Origin of the sequence: Bacillus cereus group sp. Bce019 (assembly GCF_051781745.1) — a bacterium.
Taxonomy (GTDB): Bacteria; Bacillota; Bacilli; order Bacillales; family Bacillaceae_G; genus Bacillus_A; species Bacillus_A cereus.
The window spans coordinates 138,888-157,012 of record NZ_JBPWJX010000008.1; the positions used below are offsets into that span (position 1 = coordinate 138,888).

Consider the following 18,125-nt stretch of genomic DNA (forward strand, 5'->3'; position numbering starts at 1 on the left):
GGGTTGTCAATAATGGAAAGAAGAGTGCCAATTACGGTTGAAGAAGCTGTTCGTAAAGTAATGGAGTTTGCTAATGAGGGTTTAAAGGAGCTACTACCTATTGAATTAGCTTACGGACGTGTATTAGCGGAAGATTTAGTAGCTGACCATGACGTACCTTCATTCAATCGTTCACCGTATGACGGGTTCGCTATTAGAGCAGAAGATACGAATTTAGCAAGTTATGAAACGCCAATTGTATTTGAAGTAGTGGGGGGAATTGGCGCAGGATCGCTATTTCATGAAGAAGTAGGGCCGTTTCAAGCTGTTCGAATTATGACGGGAGCGCAAATTCCGAATGGGTGTGATGCGGTTGTTATGTTAGAACTAACTCGTCAATATGAGGAGGCTGACAGTAAGTATATGGAATTGAAGCGGTCATTCAAAGCGGGAGATAATATTTCTTTTCAAGGTGAAGATGCTCGTAAAGGAACGGTTCTTGCAAAGAAGGGATCGTACATTAATCCAGGTATTTCAGCTCTTCTTGCTACATTTGGTTACAGTGAAGTACCAGTTGCGAGAAAGCCTGTAATTGGGCTGTTAGCGACTGGGAGTGAGTTACTGGATGTCAATGATTCATTACAGCCAGGGAAAATCCGAAACAGTAATATGTACATGGTATTGTCTCAAATTCGAAGAGCGGGCGGAAGAGTAAAATATTTTGGGAAGTTTAGTGATGATTTTAATACGTGTTTTACAGCTGTGAAAGAAGCGCTTGGCCAAGTAGATATGTTAATTACAACGGGCGGTGTATCCGTAGGGGATTACGATTATTTACCAGCTATTTACGAAAAATTAGGGGCATCTGTTCTTTTTAATAAAGTTGCAATGCGGCCAGGAAGTGTTACGACAGTAGCACAATTAAATGGCAAGTTATTATTTGGTTTATCAGGAAATCCATCTGCTTGTTACGTGGGGTTTGAATTGTTTGTAAGACCTTGTATTAGAACGTATATGTTTAGTGAAAAAGCACATGTAAAAAGAGAAAAAGCGTTATTAGGAGAAGACTTTTTAAAGCCAAATCCATTTACAAGGTTTGTACGAGGAAAACTAACATATAACGAAGGGCAGTTAATCGCTTATCCGTCAGGGTTTGATAAATCTAGCTCAGTTTCTTCATTGGCAGAATCCAACGCGTTTATCGTATTGCCGGGCGGGACAAGAGGATATAAAAAAGATATGTTTGTCGATGTTCTTTTATTAGAAGATAACGAAGGTAGTGAATGGCCGTGGACATTTTGTAAAGGGAGAGGTGGTTCTAATGGGACAAGCGCTATTTGAAATTGTAGATATACCGATTGTAGTTGAAGAAGTAACGAATAAGGTTGCAAGAAGAGAAGCAGGTGCGATTACAACATTTATTGGTACGGTGAGAGAATTAACAAAAGGAAAACGAACGCTACATTTAGAGTATGAAGCATATAAGCCGATGGCAGTAAAACAACTTATGAGAATTGGTGGAGAAATTAGTGGGAAATGGCCGGACGCAAAAGTAGCAATTACGCACCGTGTAGGGCGGCTAGAAATAATGGATATTGCAGTAGTCATTGCAGTTTCATCACCGCATCGTAAAGTAGCTTATGAAGCGAATGAGTACGCGATTGAACGTATAAAACGAATCGTTCCAATTTGGAAAAAAGAATTTTGGGAAGATGGAACGATGTGGGTTGGAGATCAACTTGAAAACACACCATATTCAGAAGGAAAACCAAAGAAGGAAGAATGAGAAAATGATTACAATTTTACTGTTTGCAAATTTGCGTGAGGAAGTTGGGTTGGATCGATTAGTGATTTCAGAAAAGCAAGAAATGACAGTGCAGCAATTAAAAGAATGGCTCAAAGCCAGCTATTGTTTACAATCGCTGGATAAAGTGATGGTGGCTGTTAATGAAGAGTTTGTAATGAATGAAGAGATGATAAAAACTGGAGATATAGTCGCATTAATCCCGCCCGTTAGCGGGGGATAATAAGCTTTTTCACCAGATGAAGCGCCAAGAAGATGTAGTATATAAATTAGAATAAGAGAAGGGATGAGTTCTATGCTTACTCAAGAACAAATAATGAATGCATTAAAACATGTAGAGGATCCAGAATTACACAAAAGTGTTGTAGAATTAAATATGGTTAGAAATATACAAATGAACGGAACAGAGGTTAAACTTGAAGTAGTACTAACAATCCAAGGTTGTCCGTTAAAAGCAAAAATTCAACAAGATATTGAAGAATCGCTTTACGCAATTGGTGCCTCTAAAGTGGATGTAACATTTGGCTCTATGACACAAGAAGAACGTGCAGCTTTAACAGAGAAGTTAAAGAAAAATACTAGAACAGAAACTGGTATGCCGAGCATGCTTCGCCCGGATTCAGGAGTACGTTTTATTACTGTAACGAGCGGAAAAGGCGGAGTTGGAAAATCAACGGTGACAATTAATCTTGCAACTGCACTAGCTCGTATGGGCAAAAAAGTGGGGATATTAGATGCAGATATATATGGTTTTAGTATTCCAGCTATGATGGAAACGAATAAGAAACCAACGATGATTGATCAAACGGCAATTCCGGTCATTAGTCACGGTGTTAAAATCATGTCGATGGGATTCTTTACAGAAGGAAATAACCCAGTGATGTGGCGCGGACCGATGCTAAATAAATGGATTCAAAATTTCCTTGCGAATACGCACTGGGGAGAATTAGATTATTTATTACTTGATTTACCACCTGGTACAGGAGATGTTGCCATTGATGTTGCGGCAATGATTCCGCAGGCGAAAGAAATTATCGTTACAACTCCGCACAATGTAGCTTCATTCGTTGCTTCAAGAGTCGGTGTAATGGCAAAACATACGAAGCATGAGATTTTAGGTATTGTGGAAAATATGGCTTATTATGAAGAACAAGATGGATCGAAAAATTATCTCTTCGGAAAAGGCGGCGGCGAAATGCTTGCAGAACAATTGCAAACAGAAGTAATTGCCAAAATACCTTTTGCGAAACGTGAAGAAAATAATGGTTCATCTGTATATGATGAAGATTCTCTTGTTGGAGAAGTGTTTACATCGTTAGCTGAGGATATTATTTATAGAGGATAGAGGGGGAAGTTTAGTATGGCATGTAACATTGATCATTCTATTGAAGATGTGATGAATAAGCTTGAAAGTCAAAAAAATTTTTTACCTGAAGGTATTTTTAAAGAGTTAAAGAGTTTTTTGCAAGGTACTCATTCACAGAAATTATTAAATGATGTTTTTCACCTCCTAAAAAAGTATGATTTAGTCAGTGAGGAAGAACGAGAGACGAGAAACGCACAATTATTGTACATTTTGAATTAAGTACTCTTTGGCTTTAGAATTTTTTCAGAAGGGGTGAATGTGATGGATATGAAAAAGATGATTGAAACGATAGAAGTAACTAGAGTGACTGACGAGGAATTATCGATTTCGAATTTACATCCAAAGCTTGTGAAGTTGTATAGTCAAAAAGATAGTGCAGAGTATACGAAGCTATTAAAATATATTTTATCATTATCCGTACAGCTGAAGCTGAATCTTGTATTGAAATATTTTGGTGTACGTCCCATTGTTGCTGCAGACGAGCGGGTGCAATTTCAAGAGATATTTAAATGCTTAGCTAAGAAAGATGAGAATGGGGAATGGTTTCTAAATTTTGTTTCTTTATATGTAGGGCTAATTGTAGTTCTTCGTTTTGATGAGAAAGTGATTGAGAGCAATTTTTTTGATGATATGGTAGTGGATGAATGTAATGAAATATAAGATTCTACTCATAACATTTTTCTATATTAAATGCTTTAACTGCGATTTTAGTTGGTTATGTAAATATGAAGGTAACTAATTAAGAAAAAGGAATGAAACTAGTTGGATAAAAAGAGTTCTTCAGTTGTTTCCGTCGTTTTTTCGTGTTACTATTAATCGAATTTTTCATAAGGAGAGAAAGCGATGAAATGGATTTATTTTCTTATTATTAACGTTATAGCTTTTAGCCTTATGGGGCTTGATAAACGAAAAGCAAAGAAGAAACAGTGGAGAACGCCAGAAAGTACGTTGTTTTTATCGGCGGCAGCTGGAGGAGCAGTTGGAGCTTGGATCGGCATGTATATGTTTCATCATAAAACTCATAAAAAGAAATTTGTTTTCGGCATACCGTTACTTGTTGTAATAACGGTATGTTTATTATTCGTTGTATGAGAAATGTCGAAAGAAATGCAGATTGATTATTGGTAAAGTGAGCATGTGAGACCGTATAATGGAGAAAAAATGAGAAGAGGAGAAAAAGGAAGATGGGGAGTCAATCAGCAGAGCAAAAAAAAGGGATACTATACGCGGCTGGTGCTTACACGATGTGGGGAATCCTACCGATTTATTGGAAATGGGTTGAGGAAGTTCCAGCAGATGAAATATTAGCACACCGCATCGTTTGGGCATTTGTTTTTATGTTACTCGTATTAGGTGTTACGAAGAGGTTTCGTCAGTTTATTGGGGAATTTGTGAATCTTTTTAAACGACCTAAATTATTAATGTCATTAACAATAGCTTCAGTCTTGATTAGCGGAAACTGGTTTGTTTACATATGGGCCGTTAATCATAATCATGTTATTGAAGCGAGTCTTGGCTATTATATTAATCCGCTTATTAGTATTTTACTTGGTACAGTCGTTTTAAAGGAAAAGTTAAACTTCTGGCAATATGTTGCAGTTGGTTTAGCTGGAGTGGGGGTTATCATTTTAACAGTGCGTTTCGGATCTATTCCGTGGGTTTCTCTTTCACTTGCCTTTTCATTTGGATTATACGGATTAACGAAAAAACTGTTAAACTATGATGCTACAATTGGACTTACGATGGAAACGATGTTAGTTACACCGCTTGCAATCATTTACCTTGTTATGACAGGCGCCCATGGTTTCGGCTCATTTGGATCTATTTCAATGTTATCGACATTACTATTAATAGGAGCAGGTATTGTTACAGCTCTACCACTTTTTTATTTTGCAAAAGGAGCCCAACTTATTCCGCTTTATATGGTAGGTTTTTTACAATATATTGCACCAACAATTAGCTTAATTTTAGGTGTATTCGTATTTGGTGAACATTTCACATCTACTCATATGATTGCATTTTTCTGTATATGGGTTGCATTATTTGTATTCTCGGTAGCGAAGACTAAGTTTTTAGTGCAGAAACAACCGAAATTTATAAAAAATAAATCAGCAAAAGTATCATAATGCGTAGTATTTTCTACGCATTTTTCTTTATACTTATATTATATAGAATTTCCATTATAGTCAGTAAGGAGCTGAGAATATGGAAACAATTTTACATAATGATCCGCTTATGGCAGCTGTAATTTCATGGTTTTTAGCACAATTAACGAAAGTAGTCTTCAAATTAGTTAAAACAGGTGAATTTGATTTTGCAAAGTTTTTTGCTTCAGGTGGGATGCCAAGTTCTCATGCTTCAACAGTTACAGCGCTTGCTACAGGAGTTGGAGTAGTGGAAGGTGTGGAAAGCTCGATGTTTGCGGTTGCTACAATTTTTGCCATTATTGTTATGTATGATGCTTCAGGAGTAAGGCTTGCAGTAAGTAAACAAGCAAAAATATTGAATGACTTTTTTCACGGTAGAGAAACAGAATATAAGAAGTTAAATGAACTTGTTGGGCATACACCGTATGAAGTAGTAGTCGGTGCTTTATTAGGGATTATTGTCGGAGTAGGGTATTGTTTATGAGCAGAACATTTTATATGTTCTGCTTTTCTTTGTTTTTATACATATTCAGCTACCTTTTTGAATATCGTTATACGGATTTCGAAAGGGTGGGTGAGCAACTTGTTATTATATGAAAAAGTGCATGAAGAAATAGCGAGAAGAACAACTGCACTTCAAACAATGCAACGGCAAGATGGTACGTGGCGGTTTTGTTTTGAAGGAGCGCCACTAACAGATTGTCATATGATTTTTTTATTAAAATTATTAGGTAAAGATAAAGAGATAGAACCGTTTGTAAAAAGGTTAGCATCACTCCAAACAAATGAAGGAACATGGAATTTGTATGAAGATGAAGTGGGTGGTAATTTATCTGCTACAATTCAATCTTATGCTGCCTTACTTGCATCGGAAAAATACACAAAAGAAGATGTGAATATGAAGCGAGCGGAAATGTTTATAAATGAGCGCGGTGGGGTAGCGCGTGCTCATTTTATGACGAAGTTTTTATTAGCGGTTCATGGAGAATATGAATATCCTTCTCTCTTTCATTTGCCAACACCAATTATGTTTCTGCAGAATGATTCCCCTCTCAGTATTTTTGAACTGAGTAGCTCAGCACGTATTCATTTAATTCCGATGATGTTGTGTTTAAATAAAAGATTTCGAGTAGGGAAAAAGTTATTGCCAAATTTAAATCACATTGCAGGCGGGGGCGGAGAATGGTTTCGGGAGGATCGGTCTCCAGTTTTTCAAACGTTAGTAAGTGACGTGAAGAAAATTATAACGTATCCACTTTCTTTGCATCATAAAGGATATGAGGAAGTAGAACGTTTTATGAAAGAGCGTATTGATGAAAATGGAACATTATATAGCTACGCAACTGCCTCGTTTTATATGATTTATGCTTTACTTGCATTAGGACATTCTATTCAATCACCAATTATTCAAAAAGCTATAACGGGAATCACATCTTATATATGGAAGATGGAGAGAGGGAGCCATTTGCAAAACTCTCCATCAACTGTATGGGATACAGCTTTACTCAGTTATGCTTTGCAAGAAGCTCAAGTTCCGAAAGCAAGTAAAGTGATTCACAATGCATCAGCATATTTACTAAGAAAACAGCAAACGAAGAAAGTAGATTGGAGTGTACATGCACCGGATCTCTTCCCGGGTGGTTGGGGCTTTTCGGATGTGAATACGACGATTCCAGATATTGATGATACAACTGCTGCGTTAAGAGCATTGGCGCGAAGTAGAGGGAACGAAAATGTAGACACTGCTTGGAAGCGAGCGGTTAATTGGGTTAAAGGATTGCAAAATAATGATGGTGGTTGGGGGGCTTTTGAAAAAGGGGTAACGAGCCGTATATTAGCAAATTTACCAATCGAAAATGCAAGTGATATGATTACAGATCCTTCTACACCAGATATTACAGGAAGAGTATTAGAATTTTTCGGAACGTATACGCAAAATGAATTGCCCGAGAAACAAAAACAAAGTGCGATAAATTGGTTAATGAATGTACAAGAGGAAAATGGATCGTGGTATGGGAAATGGGGAATTTGTTATATATATGGTACGTGGGCAGTGTTGACTGGTTTACGGTCACTAGGAATACCATCTAGCGATCCATCAGTGAAACGAGCAGCTTTATGGCTTGAACATATACAGCATGAAGATGGTGGCTGGGGAGAATCTTGCCAAAGTAGTGTGGAAAAAAGATTTGTTACTTTGCCATTTAGTACACCATCCCAAACTGCATGGGCGTTAGATGCCCTCATTTCTTACTATGATAAAGAAACGCCAGTCATTCGAAAAGGTATTTCATATTTGCTCTCCAACTCTTATATAAATGAAAAATATCCTACTGGAACAGGTTTACCAGGTGGGTTTTATATTCGTTATCATAGTTATGCTCATATATATCCATTGCTTACTTTGGCTCATTATGCAAAAAAATATAGAAAATAAACCGAGAGATGTCTCTCGGTTTATTTTGTTGGGTAGTAGGTCCCTTTTGAAAAGAATAAGGTTGTGATGTACCTTATTTTTCGGTTGATTGGCGCTTTTGACGTGCATCAGCGGCATTTGCACGTGCGTTTGCTTCTAAGTCATTGTGGTCAGCAAGTTCACGAGAGAACTCTACATCAATGCCATCAGTAGCTTTGTTTTGTTTGAAATTTTTTTTGTTCATTCGACACAATCTCCTTGCACTTTATCCCGCTTTAATGGGCAGTAAGACCTCACCTCAAAATTCAGCGAAAGTAAAGAAGTTAGGTGGGGGGCGGGCTACCCATAAAAGTCCGATTGGTGAGGGCTAATAATCAGTGGGGGATGAAGAAAACCCCCACTGATTAAAGTTTCACTTTATGCGACGTTGCAAAGTTAGTTTGACACAAATAGACTTTTTTATACAAAGAGGAATTGGAAAGTAAAAAGCCGAAATATACAGTATAAGTAATAGAAATGGGGGATAGGGATGGAGTTTTTAAACGGGAAAACAGCTGTTGTAACAGGAGCTGCACAGGGAATTGGAAAAGAGATTGCAAGGGTTTATGCAAAACTAGGTGCGAAAGTATTAATTAGCGATGTAAATGAAGAGAATCTACAAAAAACGACACGTGAGTTATCAGATGAAGGATATGAAGTGTGCTCATATCGATGTGATGTGAGTAATCAAAATGAAGCAAAGTCGTTAATTGAATATGCGGTTCAAAAATTTGGTACATTACATATTTTGGTGAATAATGCTGGAATTACAAGAGACGCAATGTTACATAAAATGGAGAAATCTGCTTGGGAACAAGTATTACAAGTGAATTTAACTGGAGTTTTTTATTGTATGCAACCCGCGCTTCTTTACATGAGACAACAAGGGTATGGACGCATTATTAATATATCTTCAATTAGTAGAGAAGGAAACATAGGTCAAGCAAATTATGCGGCTACAAAGGCAGGAGTTGTAGGATTAACGAAAACAGCAGCGAAAGAAGTTGGAAGTTTCGGTATTACTTGTAATGCGATTTGTCCGGGGTTTATGGATACAGATATGACCAAAACGATACCAGATAAAGTGAAAGAAAAGATGGTTGGCGCTATTCCAGTTGGTAGAATTGGAACGCCAGAAGATATTGCGAACGCAGCAGCCTTTTTAGCATCAGAATACGCATCTTATATTACAGGTGAAGTATTAAATGTGAGCGGAGGACTGCAAGTTTAAAGGAATACATAATGAAAAGAACCTGACCAGGTAGGTCAGGTTCTTTCTCATTAATTTAAGTTAAGCCAAACGCTCTTTACTTCTGTATAGTTATTTAATGCGTAAGATCCCATTTCACGGCCAAGACCAGATTGTTTAAATCCTCCAAATGGAGATGCTGCATCAAAGACGTTATAACAGTTTACCCATACTGTACCTGCACGTACTTTACTTGCAACATAGTGTGCTGTTTTAACATTTTCTGTCCACACACCAGCCGCTAAGCCGAATTGTGATTTATTTGCACGTTCAATTACTTCGTCAATATCGTTAAACGGTATTGCAGAAATAACTGGACCGAAAATTTCTTCTTTTGCGATCGTCATTTCATCATTTACGTCAGCGAATACTGTAGGAGAAACGAAGTAGCCTTGATCGAATGGATTACTTCCTCCGCAAAGTACTTCAGCGCCTTCTTCAATCCCTTTTTCAATGTAGCCCATTACACGTTTTTGTTGTTCTTCGGAAACGAGAGGGCCAATTGTTGTTTCAGGGTTAAGACCGACACCTTGATTTAGTTTTTTAGAATAGAGGACGAGATCAGCCATGACATTATCATACATTTTCTTCGGAACAAATAAGCGTGATCCAGCAGAGCATACTTGTCCTTGGTTAAACATAACACCAGAAAGTGCACCAGGAATCGCGCGAGATAAATCAGCATCTGGCAATATGATATTTGGTGATTTACCGCCTAATTCAAGTGTAACTCGTTTTAATGTTTCGGATGCTTGTCGCATAATTTGTTTACCGACAGGAGTAGAACCGGTGAATGCAATTTTATCAACGAGTGGATGATTAACGAGAGCTTGTCCAGCTGATTCACCGAATCCAGGTACGATATTAATAACACCTTTCGGGAATCCAGCTTCTTCAATTAATTCAGCTAAGTATAGAGCAGATAGTGGAGTTTGTTCTGCAGGTTTTAAAACGATTGTACATCCTGTAGCAAGCGCTGCTCCCATTTTCCACATTGCCATAAGAAGCGGGAAGTTCCAAGGGATAATTTGACCAACGACACCAACAGCTTCATGGCGTGTATAGTTAAAGTAATCACCGGAAACAGGAATTGTTTGACCAACGATTTTCGTAGCCCATCCAGCGTAATAGCGCATATGCTCAATTGCAAGTGGTATGTCTGCTGCCATTGTTTCACGGATTGGCTTTCCGTTATCTAATGTTTCGAGCTGTGCAAGCTCTTCTTTATGTTCTTCCATTAAATCAGCTAACTTGTACATGAGACGGCTTCGCTCAGCGGTGCTCATACGAGACCAAGGACCTTCGTCAAAAGCCATACGAGCTGCGACTACAGCTTTATGAATATCTTCGCGACCAGCTTCAGAAACGACGGCAAGTGTTTCACCAGTTGCTGGGTTAGGTGTTTTAAATGTTTTACCGGAAGCGCTTTCAACGAAAGATCCATTCACATATAACTTTTTTGTACCTTGAAGAAATTTCTCTACCTTTTCATGAAGATTTACAGCTAGTTGACTCATTGTATAACCCCCTTGAAAATATAATGTAAACGCAGTACGAGACGGCGCTTATTCCGAAATCAAGGATGTGGAAACTAGATGGAAAGCCTCTAATTAAAATCATAATTAAGAAATACTGAAAATTCAAATTTCATTTGTGTTACAATTGTAAAAAATATGTAATGTAAGAGAATCTTCTATATGATTATAAAAAATCCTGCTTGTTTTTGCTTTCTAGTAGGAAAAACTAGAAGAACAATGGTACAATAATACATCGTGAGAGGAGGGGTAAAAATGAAAGATTATCATGATGATCCACGCTTTCGAATAGCCCATAGAGAAGCGTTAATTGGTCTTGGACTTGCTATTATTAATTTTATAATATGGTACGGATTTGCTTATGGGCTTGGTAGTAAAAATCCGAATGAATATACATATGTATTAGGTTTTCCCGCATGGTTTTTTTATAGCTGTATCGTTGGATTTATCGTTATGGTTATTTTACTTAGTTTAGTTGTTCGTTTTGTATTTCAAGATATTTCACTCGATGAGGAAGAAAAAAGTGAGGAATAATAGATGAATTGGTATGTAATCATTCCAATGATAATTTCGTTTATCGTTGTATTTTTAATTGGTGTATATGCTTCAAGACGTGTGCAAGCAACTGCTCATAATAAATTTTTACAAGAATATTTTCTTGGTGGGCGTGAGCTAGGCGGTTTATTATTAGCGATGACAATGATTGCTACGTACGGTAGTGCAAGTAGCTTTATTGGTGGCCCTGGTATTGCTTACAATATGGGTCTTGGATGGGTACTGTTATCTGCGGTTCAAGTTGTAACAGGCTATATCGTTTTAACGGTTATCGGTAAAAAGTTTGCAATTATCGCTAGGAAGATGGAAGCAATTACTCTTATCGATTATTTAAAAGGGAGATACAATAATAAAGCAGTTGTTATACTTTCTGCGTTATGTATTATTATCTTTTTATTTTCAGCGACAGTAGCCCAGTGGGTCGGTGGTGGACGATTAATCGAGTCACTAACGGGTCTATCGTATACAACAGCACTATTTTTATTTACTTTTTCTGTACTTGTGTACGTATTAATTGGTGGATTTCGTGCAGTTGCTCTATCAGATACATTATTAGGAATCATTATGTTAGTTGGAACGACAATCATTTTAATTGCTACTGTCATTGCTGGTGGTGGAATTGAAAAGATTATGCAGGAACTTGTTCAAATTAATCCAAAGTTAATTACACCATTCGGAGCAGATGGCAGTTTAACGAAATCATATGTTACATCATTTTGGATTTTAATTGGAATTGGCGTTGTAGGTTTACCACAAATTAGCGTGCGTGCCATGTCTTATAAAAATTCAAAAGCTATGCACCAAGCTTTAATAATTGGAACAGTTGTCGTTGGTACAATTATGATTGGTATGCATTTAACTGGTGTATTTGCAAGAGTAGTACTTCCAGGTATAACGGTACCAGATAAAGTAATGCCGCTACTTGCGATGGAAGTGTTGCCACCTTGGTTAGCTGGAGTTTTTTTAGCTGCACCGATGGCAGCGATTATGTCTACAGTAAACTCTTTATTATTACTTGTAAGCTCGTCAATTATTAAAGATATATACGTAAATTACATAAATAAAGATGCAGCAGACAGTACGATAAAAAAAGGAAGTTTGTGGATTACTGGTATTGTAGGACTACTCGTTTATGCAGCGGCGATTAAACCACCAGATTTTTTAATATGGCTAAATTTATTTTCTTTCGGTGGATTAGAAGCAGCATTTATTTGGCCGATCGTATTAGGTTTATATTGGAGGAAAGGAAATGCAACAGGAGCGCTTGCGTCTATTTTAGTTGGAGTAGGCTCATATATATGTATTCATCTTTTCTATCCAAATCCGTTCGGTGTACATACAGTTGTCTTCCCGATTTGTTTTGCATTTATCGCTTACATCTTAGGAAGCATGATTGCTGTGAAGAAAAACAGTATAGTTTAGATGAAAACGTAGTCCTTACAGGACTGCGTTTTTTCGGATAAATTTGTTCTTTTTTATTCTGTAAGCCTGTGAATATTCATAAATTAATAACAATTGAGGGGATGGAGTTGAGGGCGATGAAAAAAGTATTATTTTTAGGAGACCCGGGAATTGATGACTCTTTGGCAATTATGTATGGATTGTTACATCCTGATATTGATATTGTTGGTGTAGTAACGGGGTATGGAAATGTAACGCAAGAAAAGGCGACAAGTAATGCGGCATATTTATTGCAACTGGCAGGGCGGGAAGATATACCTATTATTAATGGTGCGAAAATCCCTTTATCTGGAGATATTACAACGTATTATCCAGAAATTCATGGGGCGGAAGGTTTAGGACCAATTCGACCGCCAAAAAATCTTTCTCCAAATATAAGGCCTTTTTGTGAGTTTTTTGACATTCTTGAAAAATATAAAGGAGAATTAATTATAGTTGATGCCGGGAGGTCAACGACACTTGCGACAGCATTTATTTTAGAAAAACCATTGATGAAGTATGTGAAAGAATATTATATAATGGGCGGTGCTTTTTTAATGCCTGGAAATGTTACACCAGTCGCAGAAGCGAATTTTCATGGTGATCCTATTGCATCACAATTAGTAATGCAAAATGCCAAGAATGTGACGTTGGTGCCGCTTAATGTTACATCTGAAGCTATAATTACGCCAGAGATGGTAAAGTACATTACGAAACATTCTAAAACGAGTTTTAATAAATTAATTGAACCGATTTTTACGTATTATTATAAAGCTTATAGAAAGTTAAATCCGAAAATAACAGGAAGTCCGGTACATGATGTTGTTACAATGATGGTCGCGGCGAATCCTTCAATATTGGATTATGTGTATCGTCGTGTAGATGTAGATACAGTGGGGATTGCAAAAGGAGAAAGTATTGCAGATTTCCGTCCTCAACCTGATGCAAAAGCCTTAAAAAATTGGGTGCGAATTGGTTGGTCATTACATTATAAAAAATTCCTTGAGGATTTTGTGAAAATCATGACATAGACATAATGGGAGTATACAAGTTAAAATAATGGAGATGGTTATTCAAATAACCATCTCCATTATTTTGTTCTTTTAAAGATAAAGAGAAAGAGTTACACAATAGGAGAGGAATTTTACTTGAAAAAAACTATAGTATGCGCAGTGATTGTGGGTATTTTCGTTTTGCTAATATCGGGTAATTTTTTAGTGAAAAAAGTTTGGAGTTCAAATAATGATGATGCACAGTATATCGCATCCTTTATTGAAGAACATAAAGATGAAAAAAATAGTGCGCTTTTAGTAAAGAGAAATGATAAAGTTGTTTATTCTGTAAATCCGAATGTTGTATTGCCAGTTGCTAGTACGATGAAATTAATTGTAGCGCTTGAATATACGAAACAAGTTACGGAAGGGAAAATTGATTCTTCTAGTTTCGTTTCCATTAATGATGTGAATCGGTATTATGTACCGAATACAGATGGTGGTGCGCAAGATAGATGGCAAAGGTACTTGGAAAAGAAAGGAAAGATAACTGAAGGAGCGGTTTCTTTAGAAGAAGTAGCAAAAGGAATGGTTAAATTTAGTTCAAATGCAAATGCTGAGTACTTAATGGAAGTGTTAGGATTAGATAATATTAATCGGAATTTACAAAGTTTATCACTTCCTGCACATCAACCACTATTTCCAATCGTTTCATCTTTATATATCCCGGGATATTTGCATAAAGAATTACATGTTCCAAAATATAAAATAGAGAAAAAGTTAAAAGAAATGTCTCAAGAGCAATATCGTGAATATGCAATGATTATTCATGAACGCTTAAAGAAGAAGGGACCATTATTACAGAAGGAAATTCCGCTTTATTTAGAGGAACGTTACGACAAAATTTGGTCAGATAGATTACCAGCAGCTTCTGCAAATGATTATATGGTATTACTTCAAAAGGCAAACCATAAAGGTGGCTTGACAGAAGCTGAAGAAAAAGTGTGGGCAAATATCGTTGAAACAGACATGAGTGCCAAGAAATACCGTAAAACATTTAGACATGCTGGGCAAAAGAATGGTTATACACCATGGACGGTTACAAAAGCAGTTTACGCTATGGATAAACGTGGAAACTGTACGGAGATTGTGTTTTTGGCGAATAATTTAAATGAAGACGATAGTGCAGAAATACGGAAACATTTAGCAAACTTACATTTCCAAGTGTTGCAAAGTGATAAGTATGATGCGACTTTTATTAAATAAACTCGGTGCAGAGAGCACCGAGTTTATTTTTATGTACAAGCACTTTTTTTCTATCTCTGGGTATGATGGGTAGTAATACTTAGGTGAGAGGGGAAAAGGTGATGAAACAAAGTAAAGAAGAGTTTATAAAGAGTGAAGGCGCTGATTTCCCTGGGAAAACATATGTGGATTGTGTATTACAACATGTATTTCATTTTCAACGAAATTACTTATTGAAAGATATGTTTCAAGTGCATAAAGCACATATTACGATGCTGACGGAAGAAAATTTAATGAAAAAGGAAGAAGCTAAAGTTATATTACACGCATTAAAAAAGGTAGAGGGAATTCCAGAAGAGCAATTGCTCTATACAGAGCAGCATGAAGATCTCTTTTTTTTAGTCGAACATTTAATTTCTCAAGAAGCGAAATGCGATTTTGTAAGTAATATGCATATTGGTAGAAGTAGAAATGATATGGGCGTAACGATGTATCGCATGAGTTTAAGGCGATATGTATTACGATTGATAGAACAGCATTTGTTATTGCAAGAAAGTGTACTGCAACTTGCCGCTGATCATAAGGAAACGATCATGCCAGCTTATACACATACACAACCAGCACAGCCAACAACATTTGGTCATTATACGTTAGCAATTTATGATACGATGCAAAGAGATTTAGAACGAATGAAAAAAACGTACCAGCTTTTAAATCAGTCTCCAATGGGGGCGGCTGCACTCTCTACAACAAGTTTCCCGATTAAACGAGAACGAGTTGCTCATCTACTTGGATTTGCAAATGTAATTGAGAACTCATATGATGCTGTTGCCGGAGCGGATTATTTATTAGAAGTTAGCTCGCTACTTATGGTAATGATGACGAATACGAGTAGATGGATTCATGACTTTTTGTTGTTAGCAACGAAAGAATATGACGGTATTACTGTTGCAAAGCCATATGTACAAATCAGTAGTATTATGCCGCAAAAACGAAATCCGGTTTCAATTGAGCATGCTCGTGCAATTACGAGTAGTGCTTTAGGAGAAGCATTTACAGTGTTTCAAATGATTCATAATACACCATTTGGTGATATTGTCGATACGGAAGATGACTTGCAGCCATATTTATATAAAGGGATTGAAAAGACTATTCGTGTTTTTTCTATTATGAATGCAGTCATTCGAACGATGAAAGTAGAGGAAGAAACGTTGAAAAATCGTTCCTATAAACATGCAATTACGATTACAGATTTCGCAGATGTGTTAACGAAAAACTATGAAATTCCATTTCGGCATGCTCATCATGCAGCAAGTACTATTGCAAGTATGTCATTGGAGCAGAAAAAGGAGCTTTATGAATTGCATTTGAAAGACGTAAATATATACTTACAAGAAAAGTTTAATATAAATCTATTAGAAAAAGAGTGGAAAGAAATTATATCGCCAGAAGCTTTTATTCAAAAAAGAAATGTATACGGTGGACCGAGTAAAAAAGAAATGGAACGCATGATCAAAAATCGAAAAGAGTCATTTCGAAAAGAAGAAGATGTATTTGAAAAGGAAAGACAGAGAATTTTACAAGCTGAAAATACTTTAAATACATTAGCTTTGAATATTATTGAATCGTAAAAGAGGGATTTAATGAATTAATCGCCAATACTTAATTAAAATATAAATAGAGAGAAGAGATTGTCGATGATTCAATTACATGTATATGAAGAGATTTTTCATTTTAAAGAAGATGTTACACCATTTCTAGAAAAGAATGAGCAGGAAAACAATCTCATATTAGGTGTATTACAAATGGTCCAAGAACCGATATTTATGGGGATAGCGAAACAAGGAGAAGAAATTGCGGTTGTATTTCTGCAAACAGAAGAGAAGAAACAAATCATTGTTGCAACTTCTGAAATTGCGGGAGTAACTATTGAGGAACTTGCAAAAGAATTAACGAAAGTATATCCGGATATTCCTGGATTGATCGGTAATAAGAAAATTGTACAGAAATTAGCGAAAGAGATTGCAGTATTAGAAAATAAAAAAAACCATGTTGCAATGGAGCAAGGTGTGTATGAGTTGAACAGAGTAAAGAAGAAGTGTAATGCGAATGGACTTTTTCGAGCGGTAAATAATGATGAATTACCATTAATAGAACAGTGGATATATCAATTTTGTGAAGATGTAAAGCTTCCTACTACGAAAGAAGAAGCAAAACAAACTGCATATACATTAATAACTACAAATCGACTGTTTGGTTTGGAAGTGGATGGGAAACTCGTTTCTATAGCTGCAAAAACGAGACCAACTAAAAATAATATAACAGTTAATTTTGTATATACGCCGAAAGAAGCAAGGAAAAAGGGATACGCATCTAATTGCGTAGCGGCACTTAGTCAACGTATGTTAGATGACGGTTACAAAACAACGACATTATATACGGACCTGGCAAATCCGACATCGAATAAAATTTATCAAGAAATTGGTTATGAGCAAATTGCGGAGTCTGTGCTTATATTTTTAGAGAAGTAGAACAAAAAGGCGTGCTAAAATAGCACGCCTTTTTGTTATTCATCAATTCTAATAACCTTGCCTTGAGGGAAGTCTTCGGTTTCTAGTAAGTTACGAATAGCTTTCGCAACGTATTCAGGTGATAATAGCTTTCCTTCTTCTTTTAATGCGATGAATCGATCTAAATTTGTGAAGTCTTCTTTATTTGTTTCCCGAATTTGTGCTTGCATATTTGTATCAACAACACCAGGTGCAAAAGCGACGATTTTTACTGGAAATTCTTTTGCTGCTTCTTCCGTTGCCACGCACTGTGTAAACATATTTACGCCAGCTTTCGTTGTACAATAAGCGCCCCATCCGAAGTAAGGATTTTTTCCTGCACCAGATGAGATGTTTATAACACGTTTATCTACTTTCCATTCTTTCGTATGTTTCATGAAAGTAGAGGTGAGAATCATAGGTGCAAGTAAATTAATGTGAACGTTCGTAATGAATTGTTCGCTTTCTGCTTTTTCAATTGGTTTCATAGGTGCAACTGTACCCGCATTATTAATTAAATGAATAGAGGATACATTGTCTTTTTTAATAGATGAAATGATCTCTTTAAAGTTAGTTTCTAAGTTATGTACATCTTGAAGATCTAGGGAATGAAAAATGCAATTGCTGTTATATTGCTCTGCAAGTTTCGTAAGCTCTTTATTTTCTCTTCTAGAAATAGAGATGACAGTTGTATTTTTTTCTAATAATTGCGTAGCGATTGCCTCACCTAAACCTTGTGAAGTTCCTGTTATGATAACGTAGCGCATAGTTTTATAAACCCCTCTCATATGTGCGGAATTTTGTTGGAC

20 protein-coding genes are annotated in these 18,125 nt (G+C 36.5%); 17 read left to right on the forward strand and 3 right to left on the reverse strand.

Features of this window, described 5'->3' with window-relative positions; all coding sequences use genetic code 11:
- The first annotated feature begins 12 nt into the window (after window positions 1-12).
- From moeA to ACS2QP_RS13895, 10 genes are all read left to right on the forward strand, one after another.
- Entirely contained in the window at window positions 13-1,320 is a 1,308-nt protein-coding gene (gene moeA, locus ACS2QP_RS13850) for a molybdopterin molybdotransferase MoeA (RefSeq protein ID WP_332284418.1), read from the forward strand.
- A complete protein-coding gene (gene moaE, locus ACS2QP_RS13855) occupies window positions 1,301-1,765 on the forward strand; it encodes a molybdopterin synthase catalytic subunit MoaE (protein ID WP_000529378.1) in 465 nt (154 codons plus the stop codon). The genes moeA and moaE overlap by 20 nt, the downstream gene beginning before the upstream one ends.
- Before the next feature lie 4 nt (window positions 1,766-1,769).
- Window positions 1,770-2,006, forward strand: coding sequence for a molybdopterin converting factor subunit 1 (moaD, locus tag ACS2QP_RS13860; RefSeq protein WP_088350215.1), 237 nt, complete (start codon window positions 1,770-1,772; stop codon window positions 2,004-2,006).
- A 72-nt stretch (window positions 2,007-2,078) separates the two neighbouring features.
- Window positions 2,079-3,128 carry a P-loop NTPase gene (locus ACS2QP_RS13865; protein ID WP_153581177.1) on the forward strand — a complete coding sequence of 350 codons (1,050 nt, stop codon included), beginning with the start codon at window positions 2,079-2,081 and terminating at the stop codon, window positions 3,126-3,128.
- Window positions 3,129-3,143: 15 nt separating this feature from the next.
- Window positions 3,144-3,368 (forward strand): group-specific protein, encoded by a 225-nt coding sequence (locus tag ACS2QP_RS13870; RefSeq protein WP_088350213.1) that lies wholly within the window; start codon window positions 3,144-3,146, stop codon window positions 3,366-3,368.
- Window positions 3,369-3,410: 42 nt separating this feature from the next.
- Entirely contained in the window at window positions 3,411-3,809 is a 399-nt protein-coding gene (locus ACS2QP_RS13875; RefSeq protein WP_000367300.1) for a hypothetical protein, read from the forward strand.
- Between the two features lie 183 nt (window positions 3,810-3,992).
- Complete coding sequence (locus tag ACS2QP_RS13880) at window positions 3,993-4,241, forward strand: DUF1294 domain-containing protein (protein ID WP_000871349.1); 249 nt, start codon at window positions 3,993-3,995, stop codon at window positions 4,239-4,241.
- A 92-nt stretch (window positions 4,242-4,333) separates the two neighbouring features.
- A complete protein-coding gene (gene rarD / locus ACS2QP_RS13885; RefSeq protein ID WP_000535539.1) occupies window positions 4,334-5,275 on the forward strand; it encodes an EamA family transporter RarD in 942 nt (313 codons plus the stop codon).
- Between the two features lie 79 nt (window positions 5,276-5,354).
- Window positions 5,355-5,780 (forward strand): divergent PAP2 family protein, encoded by a 426-nt coding sequence (locus ACS2QP_RS13890; protein ID WP_000447820.1) that lies wholly within the window; start codon window positions 5,355-5,357, stop codon window positions 5,778-5,780.
- A gap of 99 nt (window positions 5,781-5,879) precedes the next feature.
- Window positions 5,880-7,733, forward strand: a complete 1,854-nt coding sequence (locus ACS2QP_RS13895) for a terpene cyclase/mutase family protein (protein ID WP_438882523.1) — start codon at window positions 5,880-5,882, stop codon at window positions 7,731-7,733.
- A 73-nt stretch (window positions 7,734-7,806) separates the two neighbouring features.
- On the opposite strand, the gene ACS2QP_RS13900 is transcribed toward ACS2QP_RS13895, so the two are convergent.
- Entirely contained in the window at window positions 7,807-7,956 is a 150-nt protein-coding gene (locus ACS2QP_RS13900; protein ID WP_001035808.1) for a YfhD family protein, read from the reverse strand.
- 285 nt (window positions 7,957-8,241) lie between these two features.
- On the opposite strand from ACS2QP_RS13900, the gene fabG reads away from it, so the two are divergent.
- Window positions 8,242-8,982 (forward strand): 3-oxoacyl-ACP reductase FabG, encoded by a 741-nt coding sequence (fabG, locus tag ACS2QP_RS13905; protein ID WP_000395038.1) that lies wholly within the window; start codon window positions 8,242-8,244, stop codon window positions 8,980-8,982.
- A gap of 50 nt (window positions 8,983-9,032) precedes the next feature.
- Here fabG and dhaS read toward each other — a convergent pair whose 3' ends face one another.
- Window positions 9,033-10,517: an aldehyde dehydrogenase DhaS gene (dhaS, locus tag ACS2QP_RS13910; RefSeq protein ID WP_438882524.1), complete on the reverse strand. Its 1,485-nt coding sequence runs from the start codon at window positions 10,515-10,517 to the stop codon at window positions 9,033-9,035.
- Between the two features lie 273 nt (window positions 10,518-10,790).
- On the opposite strand from dhaS, the gene ACS2QP_RS13915 reads away from it, so the two are divergent.
- The 6 genes from ACS2QP_RS13915 (at window position 10,791) to ACS2QP_RS13940 (ending at window position 17,298) form a co-directional block, all read left to right on the forward strand.
- Window positions 10,791-11,069: a YhdT family protein gene (locus ACS2QP_RS13915; RefSeq protein WP_000656239.1), complete on the forward strand. Its 279-nt coding sequence runs from the start codon at window positions 10,791-10,793 to the stop codon at window positions 11,067-11,069.
- Window positions 11,070-11,072: 3 nt separating this feature from the next.
- On the forward strand, window positions 11,073-12,512 hold the full coding sequence (panF, locus tag ACS2QP_RS13920) for a sodium/pantothenate symporter (RefSeq protein ID WP_153581182.1): 1,440 nt from the start codon (window positions 11,073-11,075) through the stop codon (window positions 12,510-12,512).
- 101 nt (window positions 12,513-12,613) lie between these two features.
- Window positions 12,614-13,561 (forward strand): nucleoside hydrolase, encoded by a 948-nt coding sequence (locus ACS2QP_RS13925; protein ID WP_009879443.1) that lies wholly within the window; start codon window positions 12,614-12,616, stop codon window positions 13,559-13,561.
- A 117-nt stretch (window positions 13,562-13,678) separates the two neighbouring features.
- Window positions 13,679-14,788: a serine hydrolase gene (locus ACS2QP_RS13930; RefSeq protein ID WP_000751369.1), complete on the forward strand. Its 1,110-nt coding sequence runs from the start codon at window positions 13,679-13,681 to the stop codon at window positions 14,786-14,788.
- 101 nt (window positions 14,789-14,889) lie between these two features.
- Complete coding sequence (gene argH, locus ACS2QP_RS13935; RefSeq protein ID WP_153581183.1) at window positions 14,890-16,398, forward strand: argininosuccinate lyase; 1,509 nt, start codon at window positions 14,890-14,892, stop codon at window positions 16,396-16,398.
- Window positions 16,399-16,464: 66 nt separating this feature from the next.
- Complete coding sequence (locus ACS2QP_RS13940) at window positions 16,465-17,298, forward strand: GNAT family N-acetyltransferase (RefSeq protein WP_153581184.1); 834 nt, start codon at window positions 16,465-16,467, stop codon at window positions 17,296-17,298.
- A gap of 35 nt (window positions 17,299-17,333) precedes the next feature.
- Here ACS2QP_RS13940 and ACS2QP_RS13945 read toward each other — a convergent pair whose 3' ends face one another.
- Complete coding sequence (locus ACS2QP_RS13945) at window positions 17,334-18,083, reverse strand: (S)-benzoin forming benzil reductase (protein ID WP_438882525.1); 750 nt, start codon at window positions 18,081-18,083, stop codon at window positions 17,334-17,336.
- Window positions 18,084-18,125 lie beyond the last annotated feature (42 nt).